We start from the raw sequence: 14137 nt of genomic DNA on the forward strand, positions 1-14137 counted from the left end.
TATTTATTACTGGCGATACAGTTAACAGGTCAGACAAAAGGTCAAATTACATTTTTTCGCGGGCGCGTTTTTTCAGTTTGGTTTTTATGCGATTCTGTTTTAATGGCGACAGATATTCGACAAATACTTTACCAGCAAGGTGATCAAGCTCATGCTGGATACAGATGGCCAGCAAGCCGTCTGCTTCCAGAGTAAACTTTTCACCGTGCTCATTATATGCTTCAACCGAGATACGTTCAGAGCGGTGTACCATTTCATAAATGCCGGGTACAGAAAGACAGCCTTCTTCATATTCGGTATCACCCTCACGGGCAGTTATTACCGGATTAATGAAGACTCTGAGTTCATTACGTTCTTCGGAGAGATCCATCACTACTACACGTTCATGAACATTTACCTGAGTGGCAGCCAAACCGATTCCTCTGGCCTGATACATGGTCTCGGCCATATCCTGCACTAGTGTGCGGATTCTGTCATCAAATTGAGTCACAGACTGCGCAACAGTATGTAAACGCTCATCAGGATATTGTAAAATGTTTAATAGAGCCATTATGTGTTTAATTCCTTGTTCAATCTGACCTGTTTACATGATGGCAAAACTGGATTTTTAAAGATTGTTGATATAGATTCAGGTAAACTGGCACTTATATCCATACTATGTCATATAACAACTATTTAAAACAGTAATTTCCCTAAGGATACTTTACATGCATAAACATATTATAACTCTGCTGTGTACACTGAGTATGGCCATATCCGCACCTGTGATGGCAAAACTGAAAATTCGTCCAGATGCACCAGCGCAATATGTAGTCAAAAACGGCGATACACTGTGGAGCATATCCGGTAAGTATCTTTATAGCCCATGGCAGTGGCCCAAGCTCTGGGGCTCTAATCGTAGTCAAATTCATAATCCGCAAAGGATTTATCCAGGGCAGGTATTGTCTTTGCGCTATGTAGATGGTCAGCCCCGTCTTGGCTTTGATAACAGTGCGGGAATTCCAACGATTAAGTTGGAGCCGAAAATTCGTAATCTGTCTTCTGGTTATGGCATCAGTACTATAGATGTTGATTTTTTCAGAATGTTTATGCAGCATCCGCAGGTCATTGATAAGGAGGAGACCAGAAATGCGCCACGATTAGCTGCGGGACCGGAAAACAGAATATTGTTTTCTAAAGGGGATAGAGTTTATGCAGATCGCCAACTTGAACCAGGCCGTTATCTGGTTTATCGCATTGAACAGAATGTTACCGACCCAGATACGCATAAATATCTTGGTCAGCTAGTACGCTTTAGCGGTGAAGTTGCTACTTTAGCGGGACAAAACAGTGCTCTGAACGAGCGAAGCACAGATGAAGCTGCCAACTTACCCAAAGATGAATATTATACACGTGTGAATCCATTGATTAAATTACCAACACGTACCGCACAGCCAATGGTTGTGACTAATATTGCATCTGAAATCAATAAGGGCGATTATCTGTTAAAAATTACAGATGAGCATGATCCGTTTCAAATGATGCCTCATGCACCTAATACTCAGGTTAAGGGCAAAATTGTGTCTGTAATGGACGGTATACAGGAAGCTGGCCCTTATCAGACAATTACTATTAATTTGGGTAAAAATGACGGTATAGATAAAGGCACTGTATTGAGTTTGTATACTAAAAGTCGTCAGTTTAAAGCAGGATTTTCGACAGATTCAAAATCATCACGCAACGTATTTAAATATTTAAGTATTCCTGCTGAGGAGGTTGGTCTGGCAATGGTATACCGTGTGAGTGATAATTTATCTTCTGCATTGATTATTAGTGCATCTAATGCAGTTCAAATAGGTGATCTGGTAATGAATCCTGGACATGATATGGATGATGTCCGTCCTGAGTCAGCACATGTATTCGGTTTGCAAAATGCTGAACCTAAAATGACTGACGATTAAAGACCTATATGATGCAGATTCTTCAGAAAATTGCATATAATCAAATATGATTATAAAAAAAGTGCGGAATAGCTATTTCGCACTTTTTCTGCTTTTTGCGGATTAGATGAATAAATATGTAAATCAGATAGATAGATTTTTCGGGCTGAGAAATCATTCTCATACTTTGAAATAGAAATTTATCAGTTATTTGCCAATTTGTCTTTGTCAATCAAACCGTTCAAATCTTTTTTTCACATTTTAAAAATTTTTCTGTTTGAATTATTTCGTGAAACAAGCCAATTACCAAGAAATCCATTTATTTTTCTAAATTCTCTTTGACCTTTAAAACTAATCCAATTCCTTATATGTGAAATGATATTGCAAATCGCTTCAATAAAATGATTTTATGCTGACCAATGCATTAATAGCCTATTTTGTAAAAATAATATAATTTAATCAATTATTTGTTCTTTGATATTGCAAAAATAACAATTGATATTATTTCGAGTCACAATTTTCAATGATAATTTTATAGATACATTAATTACGTAGGTTTGATTTCTGGATGAAATGTTTTAGAATACCCAGTTTATTTGCCAAATATTTCTCAAATATTTCAGTAATCTGAATAGAAGTGTGTCTGATAAGTGCGGGAATTGAGCTGAATGTATAGTGGATAAATACAATCTACTGTCAGAGTTATAGCATATTTCTGCAATTATTTCTGTGGGCAATGGAATGTTGCTGTGAAGCTTTATTTGAAATAAATATTAAGTAAATCAGTCGATTTTGATTTTAGTTGCCTTAATCTCAGGTTGGTAAATCAGGATTGTTGCTGCTTGCATAAATAGTAGCAGCGTGACTATGTTAAACCGGACGTGCTGGTTATGCTTTTTGCACGATTGTATTTAATCAATTTAAATAACCCACCCTTTTATCCCTTTTACAATACTAGCCTGTTTTCGTTTGTAATTTATACACGGAATGATATGAGTTGTTTTACACCCATTGTTGAAAATAAGACTGGTCTGAAATCTTTATTTCAGGCAACTGATTTGTATCAGTATGCTGTATTGTGTGATTTTGACGGTACCATCAGTGAGAAAGATGTTACTGATACATTGCTTGAACATTTTGGTAACGATACATGTATCCAATTGGAGAAGCAATGGCAGGAAGGCATGATTGGTTCGCGAGAATGCATGCGTCAGCAGATTGCTAATATGGACGCCAGTCTGCCCGAGCTGGACAATGTACTCACAACAATCCGCATTGATCCGGCTTTCAGCAAGTTTATTCATTTAGCTCGTAACATGCATTTGAATGTGCATATCGTCAGTGATGGGTTGGATTATGCTATTCGGTCAATTCTGAATCGCTATGGCTATGATTTTCTTCCTGTTTATGCCAACCGATTATTGCATAATCAACAGCGGGGTTGGCAGCTGGAATTTCCTTATGCTAATGAGCACTGCCTCAAAGCCAGTGGAAATTGCAAATGTCAACATCGTCAGAAATTGTTTGGTTTTCAGAAAGTTTTTTATGTCGGCGATGGTACTTCGGATTTTTGTGTGGCCGATAAAGTCGATCTGGTTTTTGCCAAGGATAAACTGATTGATTTCTGTCAGCAGCGGGGTATCCAGTACTATCCGATTCAGGATTTTGGTGATGTTGCAGCTATTCTGCCTAATTTGATTGAAGAACCGGTAGAAAATTATTGCCTGTCTCCAGCCTAAAGTATCATCCGCCGATTTGTTATTATGATTCAAGATTCCTCCTATTTTTTACCCGGTAATCACAATGGTGTGCTACTCATCCATGGTTTGACCGGCACGCCGAATGAAATGCGTATTCTGGCTAAAGGATTGCATCAGGCCGGCTTTACTGTCTATGCTATGCAGCTAGCGGGACATTGTGGTGATGAAGCTGATTTATGTCAGACTAGCTGGCGTGACTGGTATGCTAGTGTGCAGGAAGCCGCTCAGTTTTTACGGGAGCGTGTTGATAACCTGTTTGTTGCGGGATTATCCATGGGTGCATTGCTGGCTTTGAAGCTGGCCGCTGATCAGCCCGAGCTAGTAAAAGGAGTTGGCGTCTATGGAGTGACGTTCAGCTATGATGGCTGGTCTATTCCGTTATGGGCAAAACAGCTTTTTGTTCTGCTGCCTGTTTTAAAAAAACTGCATTTATTCCAAAAAACTTCATTTATCGAAAAGCCACCGTACGGTCTGAAGGATGAACGTATCCGTGCCACGGTCGCTGCTAGTATGTTCAGTGGTGACAGTGCTAGTGCCGGTTTAGCAGGTAATCCGTTTCCTGCTCTGGCAGAAATGCAAGCGTTGGCCAAACTGATGCGTCAGCAGCTTTCACAGGTAAAAGCACCCTGTTTGATTATGCATTCAGGTCATGATGATATTGCCAATATCAACACCAATGCGCGACTAGTGGAAAAACACGTAAGTGGTCCTACGCGATTTGTAGTGCTTGATGACAGCTATCATCTAATTACTATAGACAGGCAGCGGCGGGAAGTAATTAATCAATCAGTAGCTTTCTTTGAAAATATTGCTCAATCAGCTTAAAAAGTTTTTCCTGTTGCAGAAAGAATGATTGTATGTCCCTGATTGTTTTTGTGCTGTGGTTTGCCAATATCTGTTTTGATACCCTTGGCCAAACAGCATTTAAATATGCAGCCATCGCACCTAATAACCGCGATGGTTGGTATTACTGGATTGATTTGTTTTGTAATTATTGGCTGTGGATTGGTATTGGTTCCTATGTAGCCGAATTTTTATTATGGCTGGCGTTTTTAAGTCAGGTACCATTATCACAGGGTATATTGCTTGGCTCAATTAATATTATTGTGCTGATGCTGGTAGGACGTCTTCTGTTTCAGGAAAAGCTCACCCGCTTCCGGCTTCTTGGCATGTTCTGTATCACCATTGGTGTAGTGCTGGTAGGAGCTTCATAATGCGTAAATTTTATTTAATCGGCTTTGTACTTTTATTATTATTTGACACTCTGGGACAGAGCAGTTTTAAACTCACAGCTATTCATGCACAGCCACTTGAAGCCAATCTGGGTTGGATTTCAAGGGTCTTTACCCAGCCATGGGTTTATATTGCTGTTGCTGGCTATATTGGTGCTTTTTTTACTTGGATGGCCTTACTGAAAAAGGCGCCGGTCGGCCCAGCTTTTGCCGCTTCGCATCTGGAAGTAGTAACAGTCATGCTGGTTTCAGCTTTTCTATTTCATGAACATATTACGGCCATACGCATTATTGGTGCAGTATTTATTGTGGGTGGTATCATCTTTCTGGCGTTGGCAGAAAAAGAAATTGTCCAGAATGAAAACTGTCACGATGATAAAACTTGTTGACTACTTCAGGTCTAAATTTTAGTGCCGTTTATGTTTAACTATTATGAAAATCCGCCTACAGCCGGCTTACCGCTGCAATGGCGGGACTGGCTGCCGGTAAAATCATCGTTGGCAGACAAATTAAGCGCACGCTTTAACTTGCCACCATTACAACTAACCTGTTCGGGTACGGCAGCGCTGGTGATAGCGTTAACTACGCTAGCGCATCAACAGCCTGAGCGTAAAACCGTAATCGTACCTGCCTATACTTGTCCATTGGTAGCATTAGCTATCCATCATTGTGGTTTGCAAATACAGCTTTGCGATTTAAAACCCAACAGTATTGATTTGGAGACCGCGCACTTAACTAATTTATTGAATGAAAAAGTGCTGGCGGTCATTCCAACTCATCTGGGCGGGCGGGTCTCTGATGTTGCTGGTGTTAAAAAGTTAGCCCAATTTCAACAGATAACGGTAATCGAAGATGCTGCGCAAGCTCTGGGCGCAGAAGTCGGTCAATACGGTGATGTGGTTCTATTCAGTTTGGCTGCCGGTAAAGGTTTGACCATGTATGAGGGTGGATTACTTACCGCTCCCGAAACTCAATTGCGCAAGAGCTTACAAAAAACTGCCAATAAACTATTACCACAACGTTTTAAATGGGAATTCCTGCGTACACTACAACTATTCGGATATACTGCTTTATATCATCCCGCCGGTCTGCATTTTGTCTATGGCCGCGGCCGGCGCAAAGCTTTGCGTCAGCAGCAATGGATTGCAGCAGTAGGCGATGATTTTGATTTCGACATTCCTATGCATCGGGTAAGCCATATACGGCAACATGTTGCCACCAATGCCTTCCAGAGGTTACCGGCATTTTTGCAAACATTACACCTACAAGCGCAACAGCGGATTCAGCAGTTGCAGAAAATCAGCGCTATACAAGTTATTGTTGATCAGTATGGTCAGGGAGTGTGGCCATTTTTAATGGTGTTATTGCCGACTAATCAACAGCGTGATGCTATTTTAAAAGAGTTATGGACTAGCCCCTTGGGCGTAACCCGCTTATTCATCCATACACTGGCGCAGTACGATTACCTAAAGCCGATTGTACCAAAGGAATCCACACCCAATGCTGAAGATTTTGCGGCTCGTATGTTAACCATTACCAATAGCCCTTGGCTGACAGATGCGCAATTTGAGCAAATTTGTGCAGTTATTCAGCGTGTGGTTTGCGGGTGCTGAACTAAGGCTGAGAGTAACTGCTGATTGACAGCATGGTGCTGTTGCTGCCATGCAGATAGCGTGGCTTCCGGAATTGGTTCCTGTTTGTCCATAGCACTGAGCATACGTTTAAGCCAGCTTGTATATTCCCATTGTGAAACTTCGCCAGTAATATCACTACCAATAATGCGTTGATTTAGCGAATTTATTACGGACAATAAATGATTAAGCTGCATACGTCCCTGATCCCAGTTAGTCTGCACCACATCCTTAGCTAGCACATCCTTATCAATCGAAACATATACAGGTCTGGTATTTCGTTGCTGTGCTTGAATAAAAGCACTAACCAGCTCTTCCGGGGATGCAAAACTACGAAAAGCATGGCTCAAACCGATTTTTTTGGCCCAGCCAATTTTTACATCCATATTCCAGTAGGTAAGTTTGCCCTGAAATAATGGAGCTAGCCGGTTTTCCCAGCTATGAGCAAAGCCAATATCTTTGGAAGTAATACCTAGCACATGCACATGGCTGACAAAAGGCAATTGCGCCACATAGCTCACCCAGGAACCACAATGAATCCCGAACAGATAGCGCATGTTGTCTGGATGGTTATCAAAAATAACCACTTCTATCGGTTTTGTAGCAGTAAAATATTGTTGTAAACGTTTTATAAGCAACAGCGAAACATGATGATAATCACCGCTGCCCATCAAAACTGTGCCATAGTGTTCCGGTAACTTTTGCTCGAGTTCTTGCTTCAGCTGGCTGAAGCGAGCGTGCGAACATCCAAAACGAATAGCCTCCTGCCATTGCCCTAGCTCAATTCTGACAGCATCGGGTATAGTGCCAGTACTGTTGTCAAAATCCAGAATAACCGTTTTATTCATACTATCTGCCGTCCTGATTATCCTGCTTATGCGCTTCCTGCCAGTTTTTATCTTGTTCAAAACGACTACTGAGTTTACTAAGCAAAGCACGCAAAACTGGGTTGCGGACATACACCATGTGTTTGGTAAAAGTAAACTGAGCGCCTAAAGAAGCCTTAACCTGCGGATCTGTCCAGCCGGCTATATAAAACTTCAAACCTTGCTCTCTCGCATACTCCAGATTGTAAAACCAGCTTAGATAATACAGATTCAGTTCGCGTGCCAACGGATAAGCAAAACCAATATATTTATCCACCAGCATATTATTGAGCACAAAGCAAATATTGTAGCCGACCATTTGCTGCTGATAATGATAAGTGAAAATTCTGGCCTGATTATTACCGTCCTGAAGCAACCTACGGAAAAAATCCCGCGTTAGCAAATCAAAATGTACATCACTTTGATTGTAAACATTTAAATACAGCTGATAATACTGCTCTAAAACTACTTCATCTTGAAAGCAAACATCTCCACTATGCAAGCAGCTTATTTCAACTAGGGTTTGAGTTTTCAGCTTACGGCGAAAATTTTTACGTCGTTGATAGGATAAGCGCCCTAGATATTCATTAATATCCTGAAAATCAATCGGCACCCAAGCTAGCGCCTGACCTTCCACTTCAATCAAACCTTGTTGCTTCAAAGTCAGAATCAGCTCGTTTGCATACTCATTTGCTTCTTTATTTAATAATGGTGATTGTTGAGGAATATCTTTCACAATCAGCAGCGGATATTTTTTGCCATAACTTTGTAATATTTCTTTTGCCAGTTGCTGAGCCGGTTGTTGTGGTGAAAACAGAGCATACTCAGATACTGTTGTTCCGATAAAACAGGTAAGAGGGTGTAGAAAACGCTGCCACCAATCAAAAAAAGGCCAATGCCGTATCTTCTGTTGAAAATCGGTATCAGCAGTCGTGAGCAAATCAAAGCGTGTCGCAAAAGCAGGCACGCCGTTTGATAGTTGCCACGCGCTGAAATTGAGGGGTGGGCAGGCCAGAAATGTTTCCACCAGCTCGTCCGGTTCCAGTTGACTTAGATATTTCATATAATCTCAAAGGGCAGCCAGCTAAAACGATTGCTGAGCTGCCGTATACCGTAGCTTAAGCGTTCAGCTCTTTTTTAGCTCGCGTAATCAATTGATCCAGCAACTCAATGCCCTGATCGATTTCCGCCCTAGTAATATGTAATGACGGTGCAAAAGTAATTACATTCTTATAATAACCACCAATGTCTAGTACCAGACCCATTTTCTGACCGTGCCAGTCCAGATCACCAGACATACCGATGTCGACCATCTTATCTACCAAAGCCTTATTCGGAGTGAAACCATCTTCAGTACAGATTTCTGCCCGTAGAGCCAAACCCAGACCATCTACTTCACCGATTTCTTTATGGCGTTGTTCCAGCGTTTTCAGGCCTTCAAGGAAGTAAGCTCCACTTTCCATCACCATTTTTTCATAATCAACTTCCGCCATCATCTTGAATACCTCAAGGCCAACAGCCGTACCCAAAGGATTAGAGGCAAAAGTTGAATGTGTAGAACCAGCCGGAAATACTTGCGGATTAATCAATTCTTCCCGCGCCCACAAACCACCCAGCGGATTCATACCATTTGTGAGTGCCTTAGCAAATACCAGCATATCAGGCTTAACATCAAAGTGTTCGATTGACCACAACTTACCAGTACGGTAAAAGCCCATCTGGATTTCATCCACCACCAGCAAAATTCCATATTGGTCCAAAACTTTTTTCAGACCTTTAAAATAATTACGTGGTGGCACAATATAACCGCCCGTACCTTGCAGCGGTTCCACATAAAAGGCTGCATATTCAGCTTGGCCTGCTTTCGGATCCCATACACCATGGTATTCCGTTTCAAACAAGCGAGCAAAATCAGCCACTAGATGTTCACCATATTCCTCAGCCGTCATTCCTTTAGGACGGCGAAACGGATAGGGAAACGGAATAAACATCGCACGATCACCAAAGTGTCCGTAGCGACGGCGATAACGGAAGCTGGAGGTAATCGAAGAAGCGCCCAGCGTACGGCCGTGATAGCCACCTTCAAACGCAAACATCAGCGAACGGCCCTCACAAGCATTACGAATGATTTTCAGTGAATCTTCAATACACTGAGAACCACCAACGTTAAAATGTACCCGTCCATCATGGCCAAACTTGCGTTTCATATCCTGAGCAATGGTTTTAGCCAGCTCAATCTTGGTAGGATGCAGATACTGACTTGCACACTGCGGCAAACTGTCAACCTGTTGTTTCAGTACATTATTCAATCGCTCATTGGCATAACCGAAATTGCAGGCCGAATACCACATCTGTAAATCCAAATACGGCTTACCATCCTTATCGTACATATAGCTGCCTTCACAGCCATCAAAAATTTTCGGTGGATTAACATAATGAACCGTATCACCGAAAGAGCAATACTTAGCCTCATCAGCCAGCAACTGCGCATCATCCAGACGATTTTCAAGGGTTTGAGCACTGGGCTTACTCATCATTCATTCCAATCAAATAAAATTAAACAGTATATAAAAAGTACACGATTAAACTTATTATATCCTGCTATAGCAACGTAACTGTAAGAAACAATGACCTTCTAACCCTAAAAAAACAATAACAATCGCAAATTAAATTATCTTTGCATTAAAATAAATATGTCCAACACCACAAAACAGCGTACAAAATGGTTGCAACAGCATAAAAATTACTCAAAAAACTTCATCGCATTTTCTGCCTCATAACCATTACACCAACCCATTCAAAAAATGCCAAGAAATTTCAGAAAAAATCCGTATTTTTACTTATGATTCTCAATCAGTTAGACTAAAACAAATCAACTATACAACAAATTCAGCAGCATCAATGCTGAACTACATACCTATGAATACAGAACTCAACCGCATTCTACATCCCCGCTGGCTCCTGTTTGCCCTTGCCGTTGGCGGCTTTGCCATTGGTACCACTGAATTTGCTACCATGAGCGTATTACCTTACATTGCCAGCGGACTGAACATCAGCGAACCCACAGCCGGTCACCTAATCAGTATCTATGCACTTGGTGTCGTTGTAGGCGCACCCGTAATAGCCATATTTGGCGCTCGGTTTAGCAGGCGAAGCCTACTACTGGTGCTCATGGCTTTTTTCTCTCTGGCTCATCTGGGTACCATGCTTGCTCCTGATTACAAAAGCATGATGCTGTTTCGCTTTTTAAGTGGCTTGCCGCATGGCGCCTACTTTGGCGTAGGTGCGTTGGTTGCCGCAGCCATGGTACAGCCGGATAAGCGTACACAAGCAGTCGGATTAATGATGATTGGCTTAACCATAGCCACTACTGTTGGCGTACCCTTAAGCAGCTGGCTGGCACAGGCCTTAGGTTGGCGTGTCGTTTTTTTAATTGTAGCTATACTGGCAGCCATCACCGTTATCCTTGTAGCCGTTTTTCTACCACCTCACTGTATGCAAGGTGGAGACAGCAGTGCGGTGCGCGAACTAGGTGCACTGACTAACCGGCAGATATGGCTGACTCTTGCCATAGGCGCCATAGGATTTGGCGGCATGTTCGGCATCTACGCCTATATGGCCTCAACTCTCGAAAACATCACAGGCATGTCACCCCGAAACGTACCATTAGTTATGTGTCTCTACGGCGTAGGCATGACCATTGGCAATATCATCGTACCGCGGCTAGTAGGCCGCCACGTCATGACTGGCCTTGCATGGTTACTCGTTTGGTCTGCAGCCATGTTAGCCTTGTATCCTTTTGCCGTGCATTATCCCTACTGGGTATGTATACAGGTTATCCTGATAGGTATGAGTGGTGCCGTTGGTACCTTGCTGCAAATCCGCCTTATGGATGTAGCCAAAGATGCCCAAACATTGGCCGCAGCATTAAATCACAGCGCCTTTAACGCTGCCAATGCACTAGGCCCTTATCTTGGAGGACTGACCATAGCTGCTGGCTGGGGTTGGACCAGCACAGCATGGGTTGGCGTCACGCTGGCGATCATTGGTTTGATTGTGTGGTGGATTACCGTACGAGATGAACAGCGCATAACGATTAAAAATGATAATGGCAACTGATTAAGTAGATCCTAATAAAGCTTGATACGAAGAATAAGCAGATATAAACAAACGTATTAAGATGTTAATGTAAAAATGCGTAACTAAAGTTGCAAACAATTGTTAATATTAATATTCTGTGTATAACAGTTAAATTTATTTAATCATTAACAAACATCAAAGGGGTAATCATGATAGACAAACAACAACCACTAACTGATGCACCCAATATAAATCAGCCTCAGCCTCAACCTCAAAATGACAACCCAATTGACAAAAAGCACAAACAAAAAAAACTTACCAAAAAGAAATACTACAAAGAACTGGAAAAATTACAGGGAGAGATGGTTGCCCTACAAGAATGGGTAAAAGAATCCGGCCAAAAAGTATGCATCATTTTTGAAGGTCGTGATGGAGCAGGTAAAGGAGGTGCCATCAAAGCACTTACCGAAAGAGTCAGCCCGCGCATATTTCAGGTAGTAGCTCTTCCTGCGCCCAGTGAGCGCCAGAAAAGCCAGATGTACATGCAGCGCTATATTCCACATTTACCCGCTGCCGGAGAAGTCGTTATTTTCGACCGAAGCTGGTACAACCGTGCCGGTGTAGAGCGCGTAATGGGATTCTGCACCGAACAGGAAAGTAAAGAGTTTCTAGAAATCATTCCGTTTATGGAAAAAGCCATCATCAATTCCGGCATCATCCTGCTCAAATATTGGCTTGAAGTAAACATGAAAGAACAAGAAAAACGCATGCTTGGTCGCATAAACGATCCGCGTAAAATCTGGAAATTGTCACCCATGGACATCAAATCCTACAGCCGCTGGTACGATTATTCCCGAGCACGCGACGAAATGATCATGACCACTGATACCTCATGGGCCCCGTGGTATATCGTAGACTCCAACGACAAAAAAAAGGCTCGGCTCAACATCATTGAACACGTCCTTAGCGAAATTCCGTATAAAAAAACACCGCGCAAAAAAGTCGAATTACCTAAACGACAGGATAAAGGCGATTACCAAGAACCCAACTATCCTTATCGTTACATACCTGAAAAATACTAAATATAATATCAGCCAGTTGCTAAAACAGACTGGCTGAATTTTTCATGTTCACAAAGCTAATTCCCTTTACCCACGGAAATCCCCCCATAATGCCTGCATAGCAGCCAGTGCCGCCAGAGAAGCCGTTTCCGTACGTAATACTCGCGGTCCTAAGCTGAATGCCGAAAACCCATACCGAGTCGCTTGTTCTTCCTCAGATGTGCTCAACCCACCTTCAGGACCAATTAACAACGTCACCGCATGGGCCTGAGAAAATTCATTCAAAGCCAGCGGCCTACGCAAACTCATTAGCAGCTTCAAATCAGCATCAGCCACATCTTGCAATGCACTGGCTAAATCCATAATAGGCCTAATTTCCGGCACAACAGTTCGCCCGCATTGCTCACATGCTGCAATGGCAATATCCTGCCAACGTTCCCGCTTTTTCGTTGCCCGTTCACCACCTAAGCGCTGACTGCTTCGTTCAGACAATACCGGCTGAATCACAGACACCCCAAGTTCTACGCTTTTCTGAATCGTCATATCCATCCGCTCACTGCTCGACACTGATTGCAGCAATGTGGTTGTCAAAGTAGACTCAACCTTAACGGTTTTACAGTCATGAATCATTACATCCACATTTTTCTTGCCCATAGACATAATCTCAGCCTCATATACCAGACCTTGACCATTAAACAACTCAATCAGCTCTCCCGGCTGACAGCGTAAAACTTGTACATGGCGAGCAGTCGCATCAGGTAAAGAAAAAGCATTTACTTCACACAATTCTGCAGGAACATAAAAACGAGGCATAATCGTAAAATCACTATAAATAAAGAATAGCGCCAGCTACAATAACAAATTATAAGCTTAAATCATAAGCACAAATATCGACCAGCACACAATAACAAGAATCAAACACAATAATAAGAACTCATCAGAGCTAAATAGCAAGATATTAAAAAATAAATTACAACAAATAAAAATAATTAATCTATGACTCATGAATAGCACATTCAGGGTACTTTGCTTGAAAAATAACAAAAACATCAAACAACAAAATAAACTATACCTTTCAAACATGCATATCTCGCACTATTGGATCTATTTACACTTTTTCCTTAAACTTAAAAGCATTAAATCTGAATCATAAAATAAGTGGTAATAAAGGAAACATCATCAATAAATTAAAATAATAAAAAAGAAAGAGCCCCCCAATAATTACCTAACTCAGCAAGTGCAACAAAAGCAGTAAAGCCTTCTTATCGTCAAAAGAGTTACTTAAAATTGCAAAAAATTTGACCCATTTACTGAACCAATTGCAGCACAGATTTGGATAAAGTTAAAGAAAGCTTATATGGGTAACACAGACGATATCTCAGTTAAATAACAAAATTAATGCAGTAAAAAGTCATCAAAAGGGTGAAATAGAGACGAAGAACTAAATTAGGATCAAACCAAGGGTGATGGCGAAAAAATAAATCTTATTAGAACAGTGGTTTGGTGTATTGTATAAAAATAAGTGGAGGAAGTAGTTGACAGGGTGTATGCAGGGGCGTATAGTTCGCCTTCTTCGCTGAGACGCGAG

The 14137-nt window shown here is 41.7% G+C and carries 13 protein-coding genes; 8 read left to right on the forward strand and 5 right to left on the reverse strand.

Annotated features, from left to right (window positions below; all coding sequences use genetic code 11):
- Window positions 1-46 precede the first annotated feature (46 nt).
- Window positions 47-550, reverse strand: coding sequence for a peptide deformylase (gene def, locus J3U67_RS08500; RefSeq protein ID WP_100141390.1), 504 nt, complete (start codon window positions 548-550; stop codon window positions 47-49).
- Between the two features lie 157 nt (window positions 551-707).
- Between def and J3U67_RS08505 the strand changes: the two genes are divergently transcribed.
- From J3U67_RS08505 to J3U67_RS08530, 6 genes are all read left to right on the forward strand, one after another.
- Entirely contained in the window at window positions 708-1940 is a 1233-nt protein-coding gene (locus J3U67_RS08505; protein ID WP_267404753.1) for a LysM peptidoglycan-binding domain-containing protein, read from the forward strand.
- Between the two features lie 971 nt (window positions 1941-2911).
- Entirely contained in the window at window positions 2912-3658 is a 747-nt protein-coding gene (locus tag J3U67_RS08510; protein ID WP_267404755.1) for an MtnX-like HAD-IB family phosphatase, read from the forward strand.
- A gap of 24 nt (window positions 3659-3682) precedes the next feature.
- Complete coding sequence (locus J3U67_RS08515) at window positions 3683-4504, forward strand: alpha/beta hydrolase (RefSeq protein ID WP_100141387.1); 822 nt, start codon at window positions 3683-3685, stop codon at window positions 4502-4504.
- 32 nt (window positions 4505-4536) lie between these two features.
- A complete protein-coding gene (locus tag J3U67_RS08520) occupies window positions 4537-4893 on the forward strand; it encodes an EamA family transporter (RefSeq protein WP_100141386.1) in 357 nt (118 codons plus the stop codon).
- Window positions 4893-5300 carry a DMT family transporter gene (locus tag J3U67_RS08525; protein ID WP_267391898.1) on the forward strand — a complete coding sequence of 136 codons (408 nt, stop codon included), beginning with the start codon at window positions 4893-4895 and terminating at the stop codon, window positions 5298-5300. Before J3U67_RS08520 ends, J3U67_RS08525 begins: the two co-directional genes overlap by 1 nt.
- Window positions 5301-5330: 30 nt before the next feature.
- Window positions 5331-6524 (forward strand): DegT/DnrJ/EryC1/StrS family aminotransferase, encoded by a 1194-nt coding sequence (locus J3U67_RS08530; protein WP_267391897.1) that lies wholly within the window; start codon window positions 5331-5333, stop codon window positions 6522-6524.
- On the opposite strand, the gene J3U67_RS08535 is transcribed toward J3U67_RS08530, so the two are convergent.
- The 3 genes from J3U67_RS08535 to J3U67_RS08545 are packed head-to-tail and all read right to left on the reverse strand — an operon-like array spanning window position 6500 to window position 9942.
- Window positions 6500-7390 (reverse strand): arginase family protein, encoded by an 891-nt coding sequence (locus tag J3U67_RS08535; RefSeq protein WP_267391896.1) that lies wholly within the window; start codon window positions 7388-7390, stop codon window positions 6500-6502. The genes J3U67_RS08530 and J3U67_RS08535 overlap by 25 nt on opposite strands.
- A 1-nt stretch (window position 7391) precedes the next feature.
- Complete coding sequence (locus J3U67_RS08540; protein WP_267391895.1) at window positions 7392-8471, reverse strand: GNAT family N-acetyltransferase; 1080 nt, start codon at window positions 8469-8471, stop codon at window positions 7392-7394.
- A 55-nt stretch (window positions 8472-8526) separates the two neighbouring features.
- Complete coding sequence (locus J3U67_RS08545; protein WP_267391894.1) at window positions 8527-9942, reverse strand: aspartate aminotransferase family protein; 1416 nt, start codon at window positions 9940-9942, stop codon at window positions 8527-8529.
- 367 nt (window positions 9943-10309) lie between these two features.
- Between J3U67_RS08545 and J3U67_RS08550 the strand changes: the two genes are divergently transcribed.
- Together J3U67_RS08550 and ppk2 are read left to right on the forward strand one after the other, a co-directional pair.
- The gene (locus J3U67_RS08550; RefSeq protein ID WP_267391893.1) at window positions 10310-11527 is read left to right on the forward strand and encodes an MFS transporter; all 1218 of its coding nucleotides are present in this window, start codon (window positions 10310-10312) and stop codon (window positions 11525-11527) included.
- A gap of 170 nt (window positions 11528-11697) precedes the next feature.
- Window positions 11698-12570, forward strand: a complete 873-nt coding sequence (gene ppk2 / locus J3U67_RS08555) for a polyphosphate kinase 2 (protein WP_267391892.1) — start codon at window positions 11698-11700, stop codon at window positions 12568-12570.
- Between the two features lie 66 nt (window positions 12571-12636).
- Here the strand turns inward: ppk2 and J3U67_RS08560 are convergent, their stop codons facing one another.
- Entirely contained in the window at window positions 12637-13362 is a 726-nt protein-coding gene (locus J3U67_RS08560) for a 16S rRNA (uracil(1498)-N(3))-methyltransferase (protein WP_267391891.1), read from the reverse strand.
- Window positions 13363-14137 lie beyond the last annotated feature (775 nt).

This window comes from Snodgrassella sp. B3837 (assembly GCF_026535955.1).
In the GTDB taxonomy this organism is placed as follows: Bacteria; Pseudomonadota; Gammaproteobacteria; order Burkholderiales; family Neisseriaceae; genus Snodgrassella; species Snodgrassella alvi_E.

What these genes read in the sequence shown, in the direction of transcription:
- def (WP_100141390.1), bottom strand. Translation starts at nt 550, where the DNA reads ATGGCTCTATTAAACATTTTACAATATCCTGATGAGCGTTTACATACT.
- J3U67_RS08505 (WP_267404753.1), top strand. Translation starts at nt 708, where the DNA reads ATGCATAAACATATTATAACTCTGCTGTGTACACTGAGTATGGCCATA.
- J3U67_RS08510 (WP_267404755.1), top strand. Translation starts at nt 2,912, where the DNA reads ATGAGTTGTTTTACACCCATTGTTGAAAATAAGACTGGTCTGAAATCT.
- J3U67_RS08515 (WP_100141387.1), top strand. Translation starts at nt 3,683, where the DNA reads ATGATTCAAGATTCCTCCTATTTTTTACCCGGTAATCACAATGGTGTG.
- J3U67_RS08520 (WP_100141386.1), top strand. Translation starts at nt 4,537, where the DNA reads ATGTCCCTGATTGTTTTTGTGCTGTGGTTTGCCAATATCTGTTTTGAT.
- J3U67_RS08525 (WP_267391898.1), top strand. Translation starts at nt 4,893, where the DNA reads ATGCGTAAATTTTATTTAATCGGCTTTGTACTTTTATTATTATTTGAC.
- J3U67_RS08530 (WP_267391897.1), top strand. Translation starts at nt 5,331, where the DNA reads ATGTTTAACTATTATGAAAATCCGCCTACAGCCGGCTTACCGCTGCAA.
- J3U67_RS08535 (WP_267391896.1), bottom strand. Translation starts at nt 7,390, where the DNA reads ATGAATAAAACGGTTATTCTGGATTTTGACAACAGTACTGGCACTATA.
- J3U67_RS08540 (WP_267391895.1), bottom strand. Translation starts at nt 8,471, where the DNA reads ATGAAATATCTAAGTCAACTGGAACCGGACGAGCTGGTGGAAACATTT.
- J3U67_RS08545 (WP_267391894.1), bottom strand. Translation starts at nt 9,942, where the DNA reads ATGAGTAAGCCCAGTGCTCAAACCCTTGAAAATCGTCTGGATGATGCG.
- J3U67_RS08550 (WP_267391893.1), top strand. Translation starts at nt 10,310, where the DNA reads ATGCTGAACTACATACCTATGAATACAGAACTCAACCGCATTCTACAT.
- ppk2 (WP_267391892.1), top strand. Translation starts at nt 11,698, where the DNA reads ATGATAGACAAACAACAACCACTAACTGATGCACCCAATATAAATCAG.
- J3U67_RS08560 (WP_267391891.1), bottom strand. Translation starts at nt 13,362, where the DNA reads ATGCCTCGTTTTTATGTTCCTGCAGAATTGTGTGAAGTAAATGCTTTT.